Origin of the sequence: Paraburkholderia sp. GAS41, from assembly GCF_050436545.1 — a bacterium.
GTDB lineage: Bacteria > Pseudomonadota > Gammaproteobacteria > Burkholderiales > Burkholderiaceae > Paraburkholderia.
On record NZ_JBNDMK010000019.1, the window covers coordinates 1 to 21017 of the forward strand.

Annotated in this window: 18 protein-coding genes and 2 pseudogenes; 16 read left to right on the forward strand and 4 right to left on the reverse strand. The window is 60.8% G+C overall.

Translation table 11 applies throughout. From position 1 onward, the window contains the following. Positions 1 to 96: 96 nt before the first annotated feature. Positions 97 to 519, forward strand: a pseudogene (locus P3T43_RS23475) (transposase); the annotation flags it as partial. Between the two features lie 225 nt (positions 520 to 744). Here P3T43_RS23475 and P3T43_RS23480 read toward each other — a convergent pair. Beyond that, positions 745 to 1644: a LysR substrate-binding domain-containing protein gene (locus P3T43_RS23480; protein ID WP_429283438.1), complete on the reverse strand. Its 900-nt coding sequence runs from the start codon at positions 1642 to 1644 to the stop codon at positions 745 to 747. 192 nt (positions 1645 to 1836) lie between these two features. Here P3T43_RS23480 and P3T43_RS23485 point away from each other — a divergent pair, with 192 nt between their 5' ends. The 14 genes and pseudogenes from P3T43_RS23485 to P3T43_RS23550 all read left to right on the forward strand — a co-directional run bounded on the left by P3T43_RS23485 (position 1837) and on the right by P3T43_RS23550 (position 17081). Continuing rightward, the gene (locus P3T43_RS23485) at positions 1837 to 2619 is read left to right on the forward strand and encodes an SDR family NAD(P)-dependent oxidoreductase (RefSeq protein WP_429283439.1); all 783 of its coding nucleotides are present in this window, start codon (positions 1837 to 1839) and stop codon (positions 2617 to 2619) included. Between the two features lie 92 nt (positions 2620 to 2711). Beyond that, positions 2712 to 3230 (forward strand): VOC family protein, encoded by a 519-nt coding sequence (locus P3T43_RS23490; RefSeq protein WP_429283440.1) that lies wholly within the window; start codon positions 2712 to 2714, stop codon positions 3228 to 3230. Between the two features lie 367 nt (positions 3231 to 3597). Next, positions 3598 to 4641 (forward strand): alpha/beta fold hydrolase, encoded by a 1044-nt coding sequence (locus P3T43_RS23495; protein ID WP_429283441.1) that lies wholly within the window; start codon positions 3598 to 3600, stop codon positions 4639 to 4641. Positions 4642 to 4894: 253 nt separating this feature from the next. Beyond that, complete coding sequence (locus P3T43_RS23500) at positions 4895 to 5689, forward strand: alpha/beta hydrolase (RefSeq protein ID WP_429283442.1); 795 nt, start codon at positions 4895 to 4897, stop codon at positions 5687 to 5689. A gap of 328 nt (positions 5690 to 6017) precedes the next feature. Continuing rightward, a pseudogene (locus P3T43_RS23505) lies at positions 6018 to 6178 on the forward strand (malonate decarboxylase subunit alpha); the annotation flags it as partial. A 55-nt stretch (positions 6179 to 6233) separates the two neighbouring features. Continuing rightward, on the forward strand, positions 6234 to 7904 hold the full coding sequence (mdcA, locus tag P3T43_RS23510; RefSeq protein ID WP_429283575.1) for a malonate decarboxylase subunit alpha: 1671 nt from the start codon (positions 6234 to 6236) through the stop codon (positions 7902 to 7904). 11 nt (positions 7905 to 7915) lie between these two features. Beyond that, the gene (mdcC, locus tag P3T43_RS23515) at positions 7916 to 8230 is read left to right on the forward strand and encodes a malonate decarboxylase acyl carrier protein (protein WP_429283576.1); all 315 of its coding nucleotides are present in this window, start codon (positions 7916 to 7918) and stop codon (positions 8228 to 8230) included. Then, positions 8227 to 9153 (forward strand): biotin-independent malonate decarboxylase subunit beta, encoded by a 927-nt coding sequence (locus P3T43_RS23520; protein ID WP_429283443.1) that lies wholly within the window; start codon positions 8227 to 8229, stop codon positions 9151 to 9153. The genes mdcC and P3T43_RS23520 overlap by 4 nt, the downstream gene beginning before the upstream one ends. Next, complete coding sequence (locus P3T43_RS23525) at positions 9140 to 9865, forward strand: biotin-independent malonate decarboxylase subunit gamma (protein WP_429283444.1); 726 nt, start codon at positions 9140 to 9142, stop codon at positions 9863 to 9865. Before P3T43_RS23520 ends, P3T43_RS23525 begins: the two co-directional genes overlap by 14 nt. Continuing rightward, positions 9858 to 10580 carry a malonate decarboxylase holo-[acyl-carrier-protein] synthase gene (mdcG, locus tag P3T43_RS23530; protein WP_429283445.1) on the forward strand — a complete coding sequence of 241 codons (723 nt, stop codon included), beginning with the start codon at positions 9858 to 9860 and terminating at the stop codon, positions 10578 to 10580. Before P3T43_RS23525 ends, mdcG begins: the two co-directional genes overlap by 8 nt. Beyond that, a complete protein-coding gene (mdcB, locus tag P3T43_RS23535) occupies positions 10577 to 11488 on the forward strand; it encodes a triphosphoribosyl-dephospho-CoA synthase MdcB (protein ID WP_429283446.1) in 912 nt (303 codons plus the stop codon). The genes mdcG and mdcB overlap by 4 nt, the downstream gene beginning before the upstream one ends. Before the next feature lie 65 nt (positions 11489 to 11553). Beyond that, positions 11554 to 12882: a threonine/serine exporter family protein gene (locus tag P3T43_RS23540; RefSeq protein ID WP_429283447.1), complete on the forward strand. Its 1329-nt coding sequence runs from the start codon at positions 11554 to 11556 to the stop codon at positions 12880 to 12882. Between the two features lie 46 nt (positions 12883 to 12928). Then, positions 12929 to 13810, forward strand: coding sequence for a malonate decarboxylase subunit epsilon (locus P3T43_RS23545; RefSeq protein ID WP_429283448.1), 882 nt, complete (start codon positions 12929 to 12931; stop codon positions 13808 to 13810). A 604-nt stretch (positions 13811 to 14414) separates the two neighbouring features. Continuing rightward, entirely contained in the window at positions 14415 to 17081 is a 2667-nt protein-coding gene (locus P3T43_RS23550) for a CHAT domain-containing protein (protein WP_429283449.1), read from the forward strand. A 357-nt stretch (positions 17082 to 17438) separates the two neighbouring features. Here the strand turns inward: P3T43_RS23550 and P3T43_RS23555 are convergent, their stop codons facing one another. Further along, a complete protein-coding gene (locus tag P3T43_RS23555) occupies positions 17439 to 17609 on the reverse strand; it encodes a DUF3562 domain-containing protein (protein WP_429283577.1) in 171 nt (56 codons plus the stop codon). A gap of 450 nt (positions 17610 to 18059) precedes the next feature. Here P3T43_RS23555 and P3T43_RS23560 point away from each other — a divergent pair, with 450 nt between their 5' ends. Next, positions 18060 to 18449, forward strand: a complete 390-nt coding sequence (locus P3T43_RS23560) for a hypothetical protein (protein ID WP_429283450.1) — start codon at positions 18060 to 18062, stop codon at positions 18447 to 18449. 135 nt (positions 18450 to 18584) lie between these two features. On the opposite strand, the gene P3T43_RS23565 is transcribed toward P3T43_RS23560, so the two are convergent. Together P3T43_RS23565 and P3T43_RS23570 are read right to left on the reverse strand one after the other, a co-directional pair. After that, positions 18585 to 19226, reverse strand: coding sequence for a DUF6998 domain-containing protein (locus tag P3T43_RS23565; RefSeq protein WP_429283451.1), 642 nt, complete (start codon positions 19224 to 19226; stop codon positions 18585 to 18587). A 94-nt stretch (positions 19227 to 19320) separates the two neighbouring features. Further along, positions 19321 to 20235, reverse strand: a complete 915-nt coding sequence (locus tag P3T43_RS23570) for a hypothetical protein (protein WP_429283452.1) — start codon at positions 20233 to 20235, stop codon at positions 19321 to 19323. Between the last annotated feature and the right edge of the window lie 782 nt (positions 20236 to 21017).

Genomic DNA, 21017 nt, shown 5'->3' on the forward strand with positions numbered 1-21017 from the left:
CGACGAACTGTTGCCATGGGTCGTCGCCGATCAGCTTCACCACGCTGCCGCCTGACTCAACACGCTGTCAAGAACGGTCGCGGTCGGACGGTTACCGAGAAGATTGCCAGCTTGCGCCAGCAGATGCGCGAGCTCGACCAGGTCAGAAAGCAGTTGAAGTAGCAACCGGACAAACAGCTGTCCATGACGGATCCCGACGCACGGTCCATGGCAACAAGCGGACGAGGCTCCGGCATAGTGGGCTATAACGTTCAAACCGCAGTGGACATAAAGCATCATCTGATCGTCGCACACGAGGTGACTAACGTCGGAAACGATCACGGGCAACTCAGCAGAATGGCAATCTCCGCGAAAAACGCGATGGGCAAAGCCAGGCCGAAGGTGGTGGCCGATCGCGGCTATTACAGTGGCCCGGAGATACGGGCATGCGATCTGGGAAACATCAGTGCGTACGTTCCCAAGCCACTCACCTCCGCATCAAGGAAGAAAGGTCTCTTCACGAAGGCCGACTTTGTCTATCCGCGCGTCGCTTACCGGCGCCGGCTCGCGCTCATCAGGACGGGCAAGCTCGACATGAGCCTGATCCGCACGGTGACCATTCCATTGCATGCGTTGCCCGGCACAAACGAGCAGGCAGCAGCGGGAAATTTCGAATGCGTCGTCAGCGAACATCGCGAGTGAGCAGGTCTAATTTTTCGCGACAAATGCGAAGCAGGACTTATTCGCGTTCCGCAGTCTCGCGCGCTAGATAGCGCTAACGATTGTCGTCACCCATTCGACGAATACCCTGACCTTGGTGCTATACCTTCGGCTGGGTGGATACGCTATATAGACAGCTTGCGGATCGGGACGCCAGTCCACGAGAATTGGCACGAGCTGCCTTCTTTCGATGAACGGCCGCACCATGAAATCCAATGTATGAACGATGCCCAGACTGCTCAGCGCGGTTGCAATATGAGCATTACTTTCACTGACGAGCACGTCATTGCGCAGACGTTCCAACGTGATTTTTTCATCGGATCGACGGAACTGCAGCGGCTGCACGAGGCCTGTGCTTGCAGAAAAGTATCCGACGACTGGCAGGTTCTTCTCAAGGATCTGTCGCGGATGTTCCGGGACGCCGTATTTGGCCAAATAGTCGGGACTCGCGCATGTCGTCCACGCGAAAGCGCCGATTTGACGCGCTACCAGAGCGGGATCGTCGGCCGAGCTTCGAATCCCACAGTCGATGTTTTCAGCAATGAGGTCAACCGTGCGGTCGGTGACCCCGAGCCGTACCTGAATGTCGGGAAAGCGCCCACAAAAGCCGGGCAAATTCGGAATGATGATACCGCTTGCAGTCGACCCACTCGCGTCGATTCTGAGGGTGCCTCGCGGGCTGCACTGGGAGCGACCCAGCGTCGACTCTATGTCATCAAGCTCCATGAGCAGGTGTCGGGTGCGCTCGTAGTAAGCCGCGCCATCGGTCGTTACGCTGACACTTCTGGTGTTTCGTTCCAGTAGCTGCACGCCAAGGTGCGCTTCGAGCGACTTTATCCACTTGCTTACGGTCGCATTTGGCATATCCAGCGAAAGCGCCGCTCGTCCGAATCCGCCCGTTTCAACGACCCGCGCAAAGATCCGGATGGCCTGCAAATGATCCATCGCTCACCTCGAAAATGATTCGCCACGACCGCCGCCAAGCTCGTCCCGACCGGACTGATTGCCCGCTATCCGCCTCACTGCACTTCATTATGCACATCCGTGAATAAAGAATCCATCGAAGCGCCTTTTAAGACCTTCCTGTATTCACTAATCTGCAACCTGTGATCAACGATTTTGACGAGGCACCTGAAGATGACCCCTTCTCCTTACTTCAACATTCACTCCACGAAACACGCCGGGAAGGTTGCCCTGGTGACAGGAGGCAGCACCGGTATTGGCCTTGCGACCGCCAGGCGCCTCGCGCATGAAGGCGCAACGGTTTTCATTACCGGGCGACGTCAGGAAGCGCTGGACGCCGCAGTGGACGAGATTGGGCACGGCGCAAAGGCGATTCGCGGGGACAATTCGTCAGCAGCGGACATCGAAAAAATCATTGCACGCGTGTCGTCGACCCACAAACAGATCGACATCCTCTTCGCGAATGCTGGCGGCGGGGAGTTCGCACCTCTTGGCGCCATAACGGAAGCGCAATTTGACAAATACGTCGGCATTAACATGAAAGGGACGTTGCTGATGGTACAGGGCGCGCTGCCGATGATGCCGGCTGGAAGCGCCATTGTGATAACAGGATCCATCGCATCGATACAGGGCATCGCCGCGTTCGGCGTCTACGCGGCGACAAAGGCTGCCCTTAGGTCATTCGCCCGTAGTTGGGCGGCCGATCTCAAAGGGCGCGATATCCGCGTCAACGTCGTGTCGCCGGGCGTCATCGTCACGCCGGCCTACAAAACGGAACTCAAGATGAGCGACGAGCAGATTGAGGCTTACAGTAAGGAGGTCGCCGAAACAACTCCGCTTGGCCGGGTAGGCGAGGCGGACGAGATTGCCAAAGCGGTGTCATTCCTCGCGGCGGACGACGCCAGCTACATCACCGGCATCGAGTTGTTTGTCGATGGCGGACGCGCACAGATCTGATTTCCCTCGCCTGCGCTTTTCGCAAGACGTCAATCGCGCGGACGATTCGACCACTGCTCGATTTCACGGGCATACAGAGAGACCTCCCTACCATGTCTCAACTCAGGACACTTCCACTTCGTTTGCATCATCATGCGTATACCACGGACGATCATGAGGAAAACCGCAAGTTCTACGAGGATGTTCTCGGCCTTCCGCTGAAAGCGATGTGGATAGAGCAAGAGCACATTGACGGTGAAGACGTCGACCTGGGTCACGCATCTTACGCTTTGGGAGATGGTAGCTTTCTAGCATTCTTCAACTTCTCAAATCCAGAAAAGCAGCGAGCATGGAAAGCGAAGGAGCAGTCACTCTTCGTGCATATTTCGCTGTTAGTCGAGCCGTCGACTCAGAAAGAAATCAAGAACCGTCTGCTAGCGGCCGGCCTGAAGCCTTTTTTGATGGAGCACGGATTTTGTCATTCGCTTTATATCAAAGATCCAAACGGTCTGATCCTCGAGTTCGCAGTGGACCACAATGATTCCGCAAGCATCTATGCCGAACGCGCTTCGTCAGCCCACCGCGACCTCGAAAGATGGATCGGCGGTGATCGGAATACAAACAACCCCTAGCGTCCTTCCTGACGCGAAGTTAAGGCGCCGTGGAAAGTGTGGAAATTTTTCTCGCGTCGTTAAAATTGATGCGCTTTGGCACCCGCTCCCGGGAATCGGCTCAAGCTTGCGCCTAAAGGGTTTGTAACGATCCCCACTGGGGGTCGACGACGCCATAAGGTCGCTTCAATTCGGAAGCACGCGCATTCGCTGTTGGTTTCCAATTTATATAATACTTAATATGTATAACTAATTTATTGATTTAGAACGGTTGTGTGTCGATGGACTGAATCGACTCATGTCCGGCAGCCGTCCTGTGGAATATGTATCAAACTTGAAAAAATTGCGAAACATATAGTTCGAATTCCCCTACTTTGAGGCTTAAATCATGACTGAATCCGATGTCGAAAGTCTGCGCCGTCGCCACCTGATTGCCGGTGGCTTTGCAGTTGCGGCAGCGCTGGGGCTCAGCTTTGTCGAGACGGCAGCAAGCGCGACCGCAGCCAACCTGAGCGCAGAGACCGGCCAACTGAGCGCAGCCGCGCAGCAGGCCAACGCCACTTTTTTCCCGGGGTTCAAGCAGCAATTTATCAAGACGAGCGGCGCAGTTATCAATACGCTCGTTGGCGGTGAAGGACCACCGCTGCTATTGTTACATGGTCACCCGGCAACCCACGTCGAGTGGCATAAGGTCGCTGGGCAACTGGCTAATAAATTCACGGTCGTCATGACCGATTTGCGCGGCTACGGCGACTCCAGCAAGCCTGATGGCGGTGAAAACCACATCAACTACGCCAAGCGCGTGATGGGCTTGGACCAGATCGAAGTGATGACAGCACTGGGTTTTCAGCGCTTTCAGGCCGTAGGTCATGATCGCGGCGCACGCGTGTTGCATGCGATGATGCTGCACTATCCCACCGCTATCGAGCGTGCCGTCACGCTCGACATTGCTCCTGCCGACAGGATGTATGCTCATACTGATGAGGAATTTGCAACACTTTACTTCTGGTGGTTCTTTCATATCCAGGATGCGCCGCTACCGGAAGTGATGATAGGGGCGGCTCCGGAACAGTATTTGCGCGCACATCTCGACGTGCAAAGCAAGACTCCCGGTGCAGTGACCCCTGAAGCATTCGCAGAATATTTCCGCTGCTATAACGATCCTGCGTGTATCCACGCTGTTTGCGAGGATTATCGCGCAACGGTTACGGTAGACCGTGAGGACATTCAAAGCAGTAAGCACAAGGCAACACCACCGCTCCTTGCACTATGGGGCGGGAAGGGTACGGTCGGTAAAACGTTCAATGTGCTTGACCTCTGGCGAGAAGAGGTCGAAAACGTGACTGGCTATGCCCTTCCGAGCGGCCACCTGATTCCGGAAGAGGTACCGGGTCCGCTGCTTCAGGCACTCGACAAGTATCTGGTTGCGTAAGTTCCGTCTCGGCTGATTCAACCTTTCCGGTTTCTACATTTAGGATTCCATATTCATAGTTTATAGGTGCTGTGTTGGACGATCAGCACTTGACCAAACAGTCCGCCGGCAGTGTCGCACTGAGTGGTAGCACTGAATCGGGGCAGGATCGGCATCCCATACGGCGATGCGCTCCAGTTGCGTCGGACCGGTCAGCTTCTGCAATGTGTTCTTTGGTAGCTAGGTTCCCCTCTCTTATTGATGGAGTTTCGCCTTGAAGATCTTGCCTATCGCCGCATCGATTCTTTCCTTGTCCGCTTGCCTGTTTGCCTCGACAGCTGCCATGGCGCAGGAGGCCCAGGCCGCCACCACCCCGATCAGGAATATTGTTCTGGTCCATGGTGCGTGGGTGGACGGTTCGGGCTGGAAACCGGTCTACGACATTCTCAGCAGGCACGGCTACCACGTCACCATGGTGCAGGAACCGCTGACCTCACTGGACAATGATGTCGCCGCCACCAAACGCGTGATCGACCTGCAGGACGGTCCGACCATTCTCGTGGCGCACAGCTACGGCGGTTCGATCATCACCGAAGCCGGTGTCGATCCGAAGGTGGCTGGCCTGGTGTACGTGGCCGCGCATGCGCCGGCTGTCGGCGAAGACGAGTCAGATCTGGGCAAGCAATACCCCAGCTACACCTCGAAGCAGCCGGGCGCGATCAGGAAGACCGACGACGCCTATACGTACCTGACTCCGACCGACTTCCCGAAAGACTTCGCTGCTGATTTGCCGCTTAGGCAAGCCCAATTCGAAGCGCAGTCGCAGATCATGACGGCCGCGAAGGTCTTCTCGCAGCCGATGACGGTCGCCGCATGGGCCACCAAGCCGAGCTGGGGCGTCGTGGCCGCTGAAGACAAGATCATCAATCCGGATCTCGAACGCTTCTACTATCAGCGTGCCCAAAGCCGCACCACGGTGCTGGCCGGTGCGAGCCACTCGGTCTACGAATCACGTCCGAAGGAAGTGGCGGCGGTTATCGAAGACGCAGCAAAGCGCTCCCAGCAGTAATGTGTCCAAGGGCAATCCGACGTGAGGCCGTTTCGAAAGGAGCGTGCGCATGGTGCGTTCACATGACTGCCCGGAACTGGCGACAACGATCTGCACGTCGGCAAGGCGCGGGCCCGCAGCCATGAGGCGAGCGGCCCGGTTTCGACAGACCAACGAGGGCAGCCGCAATGAAGCAATGGGACATTCAGAGCGAAGAGCGTCGGCGTCGCATGACGGCCGGTTCGACATTTACATCACGCAAGGAGATTGATTCAAACCGGCTGGCCGAATTCTTGGCGTAGTGATCCAGCCGGGTGATCGCGTCTGTCTGGAGGGCGACAAACAGAGGCAGGCCGAAGAGATCGTCGACTGGGTCTCCCGTGTCGATATTCCAAGCGATTAGATGCACTTTTCGTCAATACCGGCAAACCGTTCTGCTTCGTGCCGCTCTTTACACGCGACCCGACGGCGATCAACGAGACGCAGATTCTCACGGCCATGCTGGCCATCAGTCGATCAACTCAGCAAAGGAGCGCTTACCTTGGACGGAACATCGAATCAGGCAGTGGCGAAGCCAGACCGTCACTGCGACGCAAGAGACTGGCAGAAGGAGCGTAGCGCGCGACATGACCGTCTCACGGCGGCGTCCCGCTTCGCCAGCGGCAAGATGGTCCCGCCGACGAATGTGAAGGCGTTGCTTGAGGTAGTTATCCGTCCCGGCGACCGGGTCTGTCTCGAGGGCGACAATCAGAAGCAGGCGGACTTTCTCGCCGAGGTTCTGGCGGACGTCGATCCGTCGCGAATCCACGATCTCCATATCGTGCAATCGGGCGTAGTTCTCCAGGCCCATCTCGATCTATTCGAACGCGGCATCGCGCGCAAGCTTGACTTTTCCTATTCAGGCCCGCAAGGCGCCGGGATCTCACGTGCACTTGCCGCCGGCAAGATCGAGCTTGGCGCCATCCACACCTACATAGAGCTGTTCGCCCGCTACTTCATGGACTTGACGCCCCACGTCGCGCTGATCGCCGCCGTGCAGGCCGACCGCGACGGCAATCTCTATACCGGTCCGAACACCGAGGACACGCCCACCATCGTGGAGGCGACCGCCTTCAAGTCGGGCATCGTCATCGCCCAGGTGAATGAGGTGGTCGACAAACTTCCCCGCGTCGACATACCCTGCGACTTGGTCGACTTCGTCGTCAGGTCGGAGAAGCCCTTCTACGTCGAGCCGCTGTTCACCCGCGATCCGGCGAACATCACCGAGAGCCAGATCCTGATGGGCATGATGGCGATCAAAGGCATCTACATCGAATATGGTGTGAAGCGCCTCAATCACGGCATCGGCTTTCCCACTGCAGCAATTGAACTCCTGCTGCCGACCTACGGCGAGCGGCTTGGCCTCAAGGGAAAGATTGCCACCCACTGGGCATTAAACCCCCATCCCACACTGATTCCGGCCATCGAAAGCGGCTGGGTCGAGCAGGTCCACTCTTTCGGCAGCGAGTTGGGCATGGACGGTTACATGTCGGCGCGCAGCGACGTGTTTTTCACCGGCCATGACGGAACGCTGCGCTCAAACCGCATGATCTGTCAGGTCGCCGGCCTCTACGCTTGCGACATGTTCATCGGCTCGAGCCTGCAGATCGATCTTGCCGGCAACAGCTCGACCGTCACGCCTGGCCGCATCGCGGGTTTCGGCGGTGCCCCGAACATGGGTTCGGACGTCCACGGGCGCCGGCACCTCTCGGTCCCCTGGCTTAAGGCCGGCCGCGAGGCGTCGGGCGGCGACAGTACGCTGACCCGCGGCCGCAAGCTGGTGGTGCAGATTCTTGAGACCTTCGGCGAGAAGATGAAGCCGAACTTCGTCGAGACGCTCGACAGCGTGAAGATGGCAGAGGAACTGAACTTCGATCTTGCGCCCGTCATGATTTATGGCGACGACGTCACTCACATCGTGACTGAAGAAGGGATCGCCAACCTCCTGCTATGCCGCAGTCCGGCCGAGCGCGAACAGGCCATTCGCGGCGTGGCGGGCTTCACCGACGTGGGTCGCAAGCGGGATCACAGGGCCGTCGAGGCGCTGCGGCAACGCGGCGTGATCCGCCGTCCCGAAGATTTCGGTATCGATCCGCTGGACGCGAACCGCCAGCTGCTGGCGGCCCATTCGATCGCAGATCTGGTGACCTGGTCCGGTGGCCTCTATCAGCCGCCTTCCAAGTTCAGAAATTGGTAGGAATGCAAAACATGGAACATTTTCAAATGCAGGGCAAGGTAGACAGAAAAGCGGGGGGCCATCGCCATCACGCCATCACCGGCGTGAACGCCTCAGGCAATCTCGAGGTTCTGGTCGAGCGCGTGCTGCCGGACCACGAATGCGAGGTCAACGTCGCGACGGCGGTGAACGGCTTCCGCGCGATCTGGGAGGCGGTGATCGAGGAATTCTTCAGGCGCGGCGCGCCGGGCGGTCTGCGGTTCTGGATCAACGACGGAGGAGCGCACCCCGATACGGTCAGCCTGCGGCTGATGCAGAGCGTCCGGTTGATGGAGATCGAATCATGAGCAAGCTGTCACAAGTCTATGAAGCGCTGTGGTACGAAGCCTCGGCGCGCGAGCGCATCGCCGGGCTGCTCGATGCGACGAGCTTCAACGAGTTCTTCGGGCCTGAACGACGCACCATGAGCCCGCACCTCGCCCAGTTCGATCTCACAGGCGCCTTCGATGATGGCGTCGTAGTGGGCCGAGGTCGCCTTGCTGGACAAGAGGTTTTCGTGGCGGCGCAGGAGGGGCGCTTCATGGGAGGCGCGTTCGGCGAGGTGCATGGCGCAAAGCTCCTCGGTCTCCTGCGGGCGGCGCGTGATGGCGCTGGACGGGACGGCCCCCGCGCGGTGTTGCTGCTGCTCGATACAGGCGGCGTCCGGCTTCAGGAAGCGAATGCAGGTGAACTCGCCATCTCGGAGATCATCCACGCTATCGTCCAGGTGCGCAGCGCCGGCATCCCGGTACTTGCTCTCGTCGGCGGCCGGGCGGGCGCCTTCGGTGGCGGCGGCATCATCACCGCCTGCTGCAGCCGCATCATCGTTTCCCAGCACGGGCGGGTAAGCGTTAGCGGTCCGGAGGTGATCGAAACCAACAAGGGCGTCGAGGAATTCGATGCGAAGGATCGCGCTCTCGTCTGGCGAGTTTGCGGCGCCCGCACGCGTTACCTCAGCGGCAGTACGGACCGCTATGTGAAGGGAGGCATCGAGGATTACCGCGAGGCGGCGATTGCCCTCATCAAGCATGCCCCGCCCTTCGCGCTGGCGACACTGAAGGCCGAGCAACAGCGCCTGACGGAGCGCCTGCGGCGCTTCGGCGATTGCCGCGACGCGCCTGAGATCTGGCGCAAGGCGGGAGTGCCGGGGCCAGAGCGCATCTCCGACATCACAGACGACGCGTTCTTGACCATTCAACGAATCAAGGGAGCTGATCATGACGCTCGATGAAGTTTTGAACTCGCTGTTCCCATCCGGTCATGCAGTGGAACGTGGACCCTCTGGGACGCTGCATGGCACCGCCAACGTCGAGAATCAGGGGGACGTGACGGTCGTCGGTATCGTGGACGGTTCGCCGCTCGGTGTCGACGGTGCGATCCTGCTGGCCGGTCATGTCCTCGCCGCGGTGGAGGCTGGGAGCCGCGCGCCAATCGTTGTCCTCGTCGATACTTCGAGTCAGAACATGGCGCGTCGGGACGAGCTACTAGGGCTCAACGAATATCTCGCCCATCTCGCCAAGAGTCTGGAGCTCGCGGCGGCCAATGACCATCGCACGGTAAGCGTTCTTTACGGCCACGCGGCGGCTGGCGCATTCATCGCCACTGCGCTGTCTAGCCAGTCTCTGGTGACGCTGCCGGGCGCGGAGCCTAGCGTGATGGATCTTCCCTCCATCTCTCGAGTCACGAAGCTGCCGCTCGAGCAACTCAAGGAGCTGGCGAAGTCGACCCCCATCTTCGCGCCAGGCGTGGAACCGCTTTTCGCAACTGGCGCGGTGACAGAGACCTGGGCGGTCGGCCGACCATTCGCACAGCGTCTTGCGACACTCCTGGGTCAGGCCGCACCCGTCTCCGACCGGCGCGATCAGATCGGTCTCGAACGCAAGGGACGGCTCCTCGCCCGGGACATCGCCCAGCAGGTGGCGGCGGAGGCCGGCCATGCGTGACGGCACACAGATGCCGAGCCCTCCGTGGAGACGGCATGAACTTTTGCATGTGGCGCCGGATGTTTGGGCATCGGCCCTGGCCCAGCGCCCTGCATTGGCCGACCTGCCGTTGCTGGAGCACTGGGCGGAGCGGGAATGGCCAGTGATCGTCCGACGCCGCGCGCAGGAGGAGGACTCGGGTCTGGTGCCGGTCGGTGTCGCGCTGCCGCCGGCCGCCGGCAAGTGCCGGGTCGCCCTCGTTCTTCCGCCCGGCGGCATCCTGCAACGCTCACCACCCCCGCTATTGGGCGCGGCCGCAAAGGTTGCGGATGCAGGCCGGCAATCGACGACTGCCTCGCTTCTCGCCCTTGGTGCGCGCACCGGCGTCGAGCCTTCGGCCTTCGGAAGTCTCCTATGGGAGTACTTGACCGGCCTCGCCTATTTGTCGCCGCAATCGGATCTCGATGTCCTCTGGCCGATTCCAGAGAATTTCGACATCCTCTCCCTTGTCTTCGGCATCGGCCAGGTCCAGCGCGATGCGCCGATCCGCATTGATGGCGAAGTCATCTTTCCCGACGGCAGCGCCGTGAACTGGCGGGAACTGTGGAACGCATACCGGCCAGCGAACCGGTCCGGCCATTGGGCAGAGGACCGGGCCACGGTGTTGGCAAAAACGATGGGCGGCGTTCGACTCCTCGACATCGCGTCCCTGCCGGGCGCCAGGGGGCGGACATGAGCACGGTATCCCAATTCGCAATCCGGTCTGCCCGACCCGCGCAAGGGCGGGAACGCCACCTCATCGCGGAACTGATCGCCAACGAGGCGGTGCTCGCGCTTCTGCATGAACTGGCGACCTGGCCCAAGCCCGGTCTCGTCAGTCACGTCGATAGCGGCAGTCATACGGACATGGATGCGCCGATGATGCAGGCCAGCGCCGAGTCGCTGCGCCCGTTTTTCGGGGAGTTTGCGACAGCCGGTCGGGACGGCGCCGCGATGGGCCATCTCAGGACTATCGGGCTGCGGGCAGAGGCCGCGATGCTGGCCGTCACGGGCGGCATCAACACGCATCGCGGCGCCATCTTCGGCATGGGCTTGCTGTGCGCTGCGGCAGGCGTCGTCGCCGACCTGTTGAGCGAAAGCGCAGTGGTCGCGCCAATGTGTCTCGGCGACGTCGTCATGCGACACTGGGCTGCGGAGATCTGGCGAGGTCCGATCCCGCTCTTCAGCCACGGCACTGGGGCGCTACGGCGCTACGGCGCCGGCGGCGCCCGGGGCGAAGCAGCCGGTGGATTTCGCAGCGTCTATGAAGTGGGCTGGCCGGCCCTGCGCCGGGGCCGCTCATTGCAGCCCAACGAATCCGATGCACCGCCTGTGCAAACCTGCTTCGCGCTGATTGCGGCGGTCTGCGACACCAACCTTCTGCACCGCGGCGGCACCGATGGGATGCGCTATGCCTCCGAGGCCGCCGCCTCGTTCCTGGCGCAGGGCGGGGTCGGCGCCTCCGACTGGCAGGCGCGCGCCGCTGCAGTCCATGCAGCGTTCGTTGCCCGGCGCCTGAGCCCTGGGGGCTGTGCAGACTTGCTGGCCATGACGCTGTTCGTCGATGCGCTGGAGTCTGGAAAAGGGCAAGTCCCGGCCGATTGACAGCCAGGCAAACGGGGGCTTGCACCAGCGGAAAACCGCATGACCCAGATCACGGAGTGAGAAGCATGCAACATCTCATGACGCGTTGTGACGCCATGATAGACGCAGACATGCCGATGGCGCCTGGACCCATGCAGTTGTCGCTCCCAGACGCAGTGGACACCGTCGCGCAGGCCGCGACGCTCCTCTTCGTCAACGGGCAGACCACCGAGCGGACACTTATCGCCGCGGAAAGACTCGGCCGTGCTCAGGGCGTGTCACTCACGCTCCACCCGCGCTGGTGCGAGCTTGAGCTCCGCGTCGACGGAACGCCCTACTCTGCCATTACGCCGGCAGCGCCGCTCAGCGTCAACATGGCCAAAGCACTGGCAACCATGAAAATTGTCGACCAGGTCTGCGAGGGCTCACTGAACGGCAGCGCCGCACGTTCGGCGCTCGCAGCCGTCGAGCGTATGGGCCCGGTCTCCACGCTACGCTTCGCTCTGTTCGCGGCCATCGGGGCCGCGTCGATGGGCGTGATCTACGGTGTGCTCGACGTGACAAGCCTGCTGCTGATCGCGTTCAGCGCCGGGATGGGCGGGCTCCCGCGCCGCTGGCTAGCGACGCTCGGCGGCAATCCGTTCATCCAGCCACTTTGCGCCGCGGCCGTCGCAGGAGCCATCGGCGCGATTGCCACGCGTTTGCACTTGCCGGATACGCAATTGTTCATCGCGCTTTGTCCCTGCATGGTGCTCGTCCCGGGGCCGCACATCCTGAACGGCGCGTTCGACCTTACACACACACGCGTCGCGCTCGGCATCGAGCGTCCCACGTATGCAGGTTTGATCGTGCTGATGATTTGTGCAGGATTGCTGATGGCGCTTGCCGTCGGTGGCTCAACCCTTCCCGCCGCCGCGATTTCCGCGCACGTGCCGCTGGGTGCGGACGTGATCGCGGCGGGGTGCGCGGTCGTGGCCTATGGCACGGCCTTTTCGATGCCCTGGCGCCTGCTGCCATTGCCAATCGTGGTGGGCATGCTCGCTCATGCCGCGCACTGGGCACTGATCTCGCTCGCGGGCATGGATGTCGCGGTCGGAGCGCTGGTCGCCTGCACGCTTGTCGGCATGATGGCCACGGCGGTCGCCGATCGCTTGCGACTGCCTTTTGCAGCCGTCGCGTTTTGCGCCGTCGTTTCCATGATGCCGGGCTTCTTTCTGTTCCGCGTAGCGAACGCCCGGGTCGAACTGGTCGCGAGCGGCGGTCTGGCACCGGTGGATCTGGTCTCAAGCGTGGCCGCGAACGGCGCCACTGCGTTCCTGACCATCGTGGCGATGAGCTTCGGACTGATCGTGCCGCGCATGCTGAGCGACTACTTTCGGACGCTGTCCGCACGACGTGGGGCCGATCATGCCTAACCTGATAGCGATACTCTGCTCCGGGCAGGGTGGCCAGCATCCCGCCATGTTCGACCTCGTCGCGAACTGCCAAGATGCCGAACCCATCTTCTCCGCGGCGGCCGAGGTGCTGGACCAGGATCCTCGCCGGTACGTGCGGGAAGCCGCTCCGGCAGAGCTGTTTTCGAACCGCTCCGGCCAGATCCTGTGCTGCACCCAAGCCCTGGCGTTACAGGCAGCGCTTGGCACGGCGTGGCCCGCACGCACGGTGATCGCCGGCTACAGCATTGGCGAACTCGCGGCCTGGGGATGTGCCGGCGCCGTCGATGGGCCGGGCATTCTGCGCCTCGCGCAACGCCGCGCGGCAGCCATGGATGCGGCCGCGCCAAGCGACGGCGGTCTCGCCGCCATCGTCGGCCTGCGCCGTTCGAACCTGGAGCCGATCCTGGCGCGACATGAACTCTCCATCGCGATCGTCAACGACGTGGACAGCTTCGTCGTCGGAGGCGTTCGCGCCGGGCTCGACGCCGCATGCCAGGAGGCCGCGACGCGCGGGGCGAAGCACATCGTGACGCTCCCGGTCGCAGTGCCATCGCACACGCCTCTCCTGCGCGAGGCGACAAAGCAGTTTGGTGCCGTCCTGCGCGCAGCGTCTCCACAGTTGCGGGGCGCCGACCGCCGACTGCTGAGCGGGATCGACGGCAACACGATCTACGACATGGAAACCGGGATCGATAAGCTGGCCCGTCAGATCTCCACTACCATTGATTGGGCTTCTTGCCTCGGGAGCTGCCGGTCGGCTGGCGCGGTGGCGGCTCTGGAACTCGGTCCCGGAACAGCGTTGAGCCGTATGGCATCGCCGCTGTTTCCGGATGGCCGTGCCCGCACTGTGGACGAATTCCGCACATTGGCCGGATTGAAGTCGTGGCTGCAACGGGCGATGGACTGATATGGAGTCAATCGTGCTAACCCGCCTGCTTCGGAAGGTCGTCTTTCCAGCGGCGCTTCACATTTTATGTTAAGTACCTGTGATCTATTAGCTCGAAAAGCTGATTCCTAACAACTTCGAATCGGTCTCGTGAACAAACAAGACACTGTTGGGTGTACTCCCATACCAAGCCGGGTGCAGTGAAACCTACCGCACGCTACAGAAACTGGCGTCGTGTTCGGCACGCAAGGCTTGGCACTTCAATAGCACGCAGTGCCAAGCCTTCCACCCAAAGACGAACTGCCAAACACACAGACCCGCGCGCGTTACCGGATACGGGCTGCGCATGGCGTCTTGAAGTCTAGCCCCGGCCCTGCTTCAATAGGAAGAATAGAAGAAAAAGGGCGACGATCATCTCTTGTCGCGAACGCTAATCCAATGCAGGGAACCAGGCATCATGCAGATGCGCGGCCGTTGTCTGCTCAATTTGGCTATGCTCGTCCTCGCGGCGATGTCCGGCATGTCATGCGAGACAGTCCCAACGTCTTCACACAACGGATCCCGCTCTTCGCCAACGCCCGTCGTATCCCTTGTAAAACCCACTGTGCAGGAGCGCGAGCAGGCGGTGCGTCGTCAACTGGGCAATACTCTAGACGGCGAAGCGCGCTACGCGTTGCTCGATTCGCTCGCGTCCGACTATTTCAAGGCGGGTTTGGTCGTCGATTCGATGCGCATCCGTGAGGAAATCGTCGACGACCCACGCATTCCGGCTGGTCGGCGTTCACTCGAAGCTGCTTCGCTCGCGAACTCGTATGTAGGCGACAATTACAATCGGAGCCAGCACCTGCTCGAAAACGCTCGGGCGCTCGCGCGGGAGACGACACCGGCTGAGCTCGAGACACTGTCATACGTGCCTTCGTACGCGTACTTCTCAGCGGAAGCGGCACTCGACGGCAGTCAGGCCCGATATGACCAGGCGCTGTTGAAGCGCCGCGAGCAGGCGGACCTTGCGTGGCACGACCTCAACGAGCCGACGCTCAGCGATCGGCGCCACCGGGCAGCGGCGAACGTGCTCCTCCAGGAGTCCCCGTGGCTAGTCTACGCAATGGTGCAGAACAATCACCGCGCCGAGGCGTTGAGCTACGCTAACGAGATGCGCTGGGACGCCGACAATCGGCCAGATATGAAGCCGAGTCCCGTGCAGAGTGCGCAGGTCGATATGGGGCGTGCGTTCGCGCTGTCGTCGAACGACGACTACGACGGTGCGCTCACGGCGATCAACGTCGCCATCGGCGGCTTTCAAAAAGCGAACGTCTTGCCGTACTCGACGACGTACGCGGCGGCGCTACGACATCGTCTGACGATCGCGCTCGCGCTGGGGCGCATTGGCGACTACCAGGCGGACGCAACTGCACTCGAATCCGCGGCGAGCATCAATCCGTTCGTCGCAAAATCGACCAACCAGGACGAAAGTGAGTCGCTGATCCACGCCGCGCGCGGACAATGGCGGGACGCCGAAACACGCATCGCGGCATCCATTGGGGACGGACCACTTCCGCCGCATCCTGGGGCTCTCTGGCCGTATCAATTAAGCTGGCACCCGCCCAACCCAGAACGCCCATATTACAAATACAGGGCCGCGCTGCAAATGCTGTACCGACTGGAAGATCCCGCTGGCCAGGTCGGCTATGCGGAAATCGTCCGCTATGTCACGCCGCTGATTGGTACGCAGGACCGATGGAACGATTCCAGCACGTACGGTGCGTACGATCAGGACGGCGCGCTTGAGTTATCGATGAGCCGCGCGATGAGCCTGGGAGATCAGGGGCAAGTCCTCGCGTTCCAGATCGCAGAGCTTTTCCACATGAACGCCACGCAAGGCGCGATGACCGACGGCGCCGCGCGCCTCGCGGCCTCGACGCCGCGACTGCGCACGCTTGTCGAACAGGAACAGGCGCTGCGGAACGAGCGGAACACGTCGCACGCCGCGCTCTTGACGAGTTCGCTAACCGACACCAAGCTGGCCAGTCTGCGCAAGCAGATCGCGTCGGAATTTCCGCTCTACCGGCAACTCGTTTCTCCGGACGTGGCGACGTCCGCCGACCTTGGCAAGGTGCTGCACGAAAGCGAGGTTTACCTGGACTTCTATGCAGGGCGTGATGCGAGCTATGCGTTCGTGGTTTATCCGGGCGGCAAGTTTCACGCAGTTCGTTTGGCGACGACTCGGGCAGCGATCACGAAGCTGGTGGTGGCGCTGCGGGCGAGCCTTGATGCGGGAATCCCCCCGCGGCTCCCCGGCGATCTCGCCGGCTTCGATCTGGCCGCAGCAGCAGACCTTTACCAGGCACTGGTCGCCCCGTTGCAGGACAACATCAAGGGGGCGACGACGGTGTACATCGGCACAAGCGGTATCCTCGCGAGCCTTCCCTTCGACGTGCTGGTGACTCATCCGGCGTCGAGTCTCGCGGATGCCAACTGGTGGATCAACACGGCAACACCGGTGCGCGTACCGAGTGCCTCTGCCCTCGTGCTCGCCCGTAGTCATCCGGCAATGCACGCCGACGAGCCGCTCATCGCGTTCGCGGACCCGAGCTTCGACGGCCGCGAACCGACCACGGCCGCCGACGCTCCAGTGGACAGCGCTCCGGCGCGAGCCTTTCCGGTCGATAATCTTGCTGCTTCATTCGACTATCGTCGCGTCGCGCCGCTTCCTGAGACGCTCGATGAGGCGAACTCAATTGCGAAAACGCTCGATGCACCCGATCAAAGTGTACTTTGGGGGACGAGCGCCTCGCGCAGCGAAGTGATGAAAAGGGATCTGTCGAACGACCGTGTGGTCCTGTTCGCGACGCACGGTATCGTGGCGGGTGAAGTGCCGGGCTGGCGCAAGTCGGGACTCGCATTGGCATATGAGGGCAGTGGGCTACCGGATTCGATTCTCACCGCGGACGACATCGTGACCTTGCGGCTGAATGCCGACTGGGTGGTGCTATCCGCCTGCAACACGGGGCTCGTCACGGGTGACGCGGGAGACGCGATCTCAGAACTGTCCCGCGCATTTTTCGCGGCGGGCGCACGTTCGATACTCCTCACCCAGTGGGCGGTTGAATCGCGCTCGGCGACCAAGATCACAACCGGCGTGTTCCGCACCTATGCCGACGATTCGACTCTGTCAAAGGCCGACGCCCTCGCGCGCACCGAGCGCGATATGGCCAGTGGCAAGAACGGTGAGCTCTACCGTCACCCGTACTTCTGGGGCGCATATGTCCTCACAGGCGATGCCGCTCGCTGATCGCGCGGGCGCCTACTACCTGCTCGCAGTCCCGACACGTGAACGAGAAGCGATCAAGTCTATGTTTCATGCATCAACCGTCCCAATATAACCATAGACTGCGTAAGCGCGGCTACCTGATACCAGGTGCGCAGAAAGGCCAAAGTGTGTGTCGAATTTCAGCCATCTATCGCCGTCGAGCAAGCGTCGCTTTATGACCGGTAGCAAGGGTCCGCTCAAACAGTTGGCACGCTGCCATTACGAATTGCAGCATCCCTCAGGGCGACACGTTTATCGAACTGGTGCTCGCACCGATTGGCACACCACCCTAACGTCGGCGGCGAAGCCACCTCATCGGGTCGGGCTCTCGAATATCTCTCAATGCATCTCTTGTTGCCATCGCAAATTTTCCCTTACTCGACGGGCGACCAGGAGCGAAAGGTAGTCCGTGATTCGTGCTCCTTCACTGTATTCAGCCCAGGTCTCCGCGAACATCCTTGAGACCGTTTCCACCGGGGTATTGGTGTCGGTGGCAATCGCCTCTATAATTTCCTCGTCGACACTGGGCGTGGCCTTGGCGGACTCCTGCCTAAAGTTGAAAAGCCGTGTGGGGGAATGACAACGGCCACGTAGGATGCACCGCCCACTGAGCTAAACAAACCGCCCCCAATCTCGGCAACGACTTCAATCGAATCCGACCGTGCATGCGGCTTGATGCTTCCATCGATACCGCTAGAATCGAGGAATCGCAATCCTCACCAGATCGCACATACCATCGTACCGACCCATAACAGAAATCGAAAAGGACTTCACCGATGTCCAAGCATCTCGCCTGCCTGCTATCCTAATCCGCGAAAAATTAGATCGACTTTGGGACGAGGCAAATATCGCAGCTAGCGAGCTCTTGTCCACCGCGCTGGCCGCGCCGTACCAAACGACGGCCTCGATCAGCGGCGGCTGTTTGAAATCGCACTATGGAAAGTGAATCGGTATCCCGTGTTGAGCGATGAGCTTCTGGCTGAGTTGTGGGCACTCAAAGACATGGCGCCCGGAGTGCACCGCGGTGCGAAAAAGACCTTGTGCGCGATGTTGGCTTGCAGAGGCGTTCAGTTGCCAATGGCGTCGACGTTTCTGCGGTTCGTCAATCCGAAAGCATTTCAAATTTACGATGAGCGGGCCGCTCGCATGCTTTGGGGCCCCGGGCACGCAGCGGCACCCATCAAGCCGGCGTCGGGGGTGGCTGAATACACCGAAGCCGTGGCCGATCACTACTTCGAATATTTGGACGATTTGCGCGCGATTTGCTCGCCAGAATTGCCCTTTGAAAGCGCGGATCGGATTCTTTATCAACTCGACATCGAGCTCGGCAACAAACTGAAGCGCCGTTGATGCGCCGGTGTCGCGACACTGGCGAGAACCTCGCTGGCCCCGCGCAGATAGCTCAATAACAGGTCCACATCGCGCCCCTAGGCGCGCCCAAAGGGCTTATTGTGACGCGGGGTCTTCCGTCGGCGTGGAGCCTCTTCACACATCTACTTCGACCGCATCGCCTTCGTTGTCGGCGGCCGGATTCTCACCCGAGGCCGCATGAATCGCGCGAATGATCGCGCTACCCAGCACGCGCGTATTGCGCTTAGTGCCGCTGCCGTTCAGCAAGCTGACGTTCAGCTCGCCGGCCAGCTTGCGAAGCGCCCGCAGCGTGGGCGTTTGCTCCTCCCCATTTAGGTCGACGACAATCGAGCCGCTTTCGATCTCGTCAATTGTGTAGCCCCCATAGGTCGCTGAGCGGACCACCTTGATATCGCTCGGCAACGCCACACTCTCCACCACTTGCGAGAAGGGAAGGCAAAGCTTTCCGTTCATCGGCCGCGTCTTTTTTCGCGCGTCTTCGACGGAGGCATCGAACAGTGTTTCGATCTGCATCTCGTCGGTGTTTACGCGCAGAATCATAACTCGGTGAGCGAGCGACAGAGTCGCCGGATTGAAAGCGAAATGGCCGTTGGCGGACATGTTGGCTGTCGTCTTGACGGAAATGTATTCCCCGTTACCGGCGACCACGTCATAGCCCTTTTGATTCACAGCCGTGGCCATTTGGCCATTGGTCAAAAGCGCTGCATAAAGCTCGCCGATGCGCCCGCAAAGATGTCTTAGCTCCGTGGATGGCACGCCCCAATTGATCTCGCGCTCGAACCAAGGACATCGCCTCGCCCAACGACTGGATTATCTGCATCTGCGTCAAAGCCATTGCCGCCCCCGGGCCTCAGTGCCAGCCGAAATAGTTTTTCAGAGCTTCGGATATCGTCGCGGACGCCACGGCGGTCGAAATTGCCCACGTGCCGTCCATTGTCTTTGCGACGACGCGCCCGAGCCACCCTTTCACCGCGGGGCCGGGCCTGCCGTCAGACGCCTCTTCTGCGCCATCGTCCGCTGCGACGGCGTTCTTTAAGTCGACAATGTCCGGCTCCTCCATGCCGCGTGATCGGAGGGCTGTGGCCAACGCGTCAAAGTCGCCCTTGCCGTTGGTGATCGCGATGTGCGTGGAGTTGTTGCTGCCTAGGACGATTGTGGTGTTGTCGCCGAAAATCGCGCTGCGAAAAAGGCCCGGCGCATCGACGTCGAGGGCGGCCTCTTTGATCTTTTCAGTCGTGTTGCTCTCGCCCAATCGATCCCGAAGTTCGAGGACAAAATCCAACAGCCGCGATCGCACTTGTACAAAAATCTGGGAGAGTTCGGCTTGGCTGATTTGGCACCAGGCCCGTTGGATGACCAGGCCATGAGCGAGCGTCTTGCCGAGCAGGCCATTCGCTTCGAGGGGAATCGGCGCCTCCAATCTGCCGCCCTCGCCATCGGCGAATTTTTCGAGCACCGCCAGAGACTGGGGCATCCGCGCGATCTGAATTTGCGCCCGCTGTTCTTCCGTCAAATGGCCAATGGGCAACGGGTGAGCGGTGTATTGGACGGTCATGCCGGCAACGTTGCCCAAGACTTGCGAGGAGAGAAGCCGATACGCCGGCAGCTCGGCATCTTGCGGGTAGCCGTTGATCTCACTGTTGACCCATGGCACGAGCTCTTTGTGCCCGATGTCGTGGAGCAGGACTTTTGTTTTCAGGAGCGCATCGACCAGAGAATGGTCTTGCGAGCTGAGCGCTGTAATGATGTCGTCGACCAAGCTCATGAAGTCTTTGTGTGCCGCGCCTTGGCGCCGTGTAATACACGCAGCAATTGTATTCGAACCCGGTCGCAACTTTGCCCACTTCGTGGGCCGTTCTCCGAGAAGCGCCTATCGCTCAAACCGACTTAGCAACCTTTCTTTTGACTGACCAAGGCGCCGGCATTGCCGAGACTCTTTGCAACAAGCGGCGCCTCGGGCGGTAACGCGGTCATGAGAGAAGAACTTGCTGGGCCAATAACCAGTTCGCTATCGGCAATTGAACGGCCGCTTGCCGTGGAAGAGCCGTCTCCTCGAAGTCCGGAATGTGGTTGCGACGAATGTCCCTTCATGGCGTGCGCCGTGCAAAGGCGGCGCTTTTCCAGTGGGTGAAAGCCCCACCCGGCAACCGCTCCAGCCGGAAGCAACCGGAGCAATCGTGGAGGTAACGAAGCGGTTGAAGCCTTCGGTGAAGTGTGTCACGAAATACGGTGACAGCGCGAGTGCGCAGGCCGTAACGCGAGTGAACGCCGAGCAAGCCTCGAAAAGGACGATGCGCAGGCCGACCCGAGAGCCATGTCGGGGAAGGCTGATACGGCTGGGTGAATGAGCAGGCTGGACGCCCAGTCGCTGCGCCGGGGTAGTGGCGACAGCATGCACACAAGGGACGCGCACGCAACACGGGAAGCCCCCTGGCGTGGTCAGGGATGACCAATCGGACACCCGTGAGGGACAGGCCGGGCGCCTTGGGGTGACGGAGAGGCCCGTATTACCGTTGAAGCCGGTGTAATGCTGGTGGAGGAAAGGGG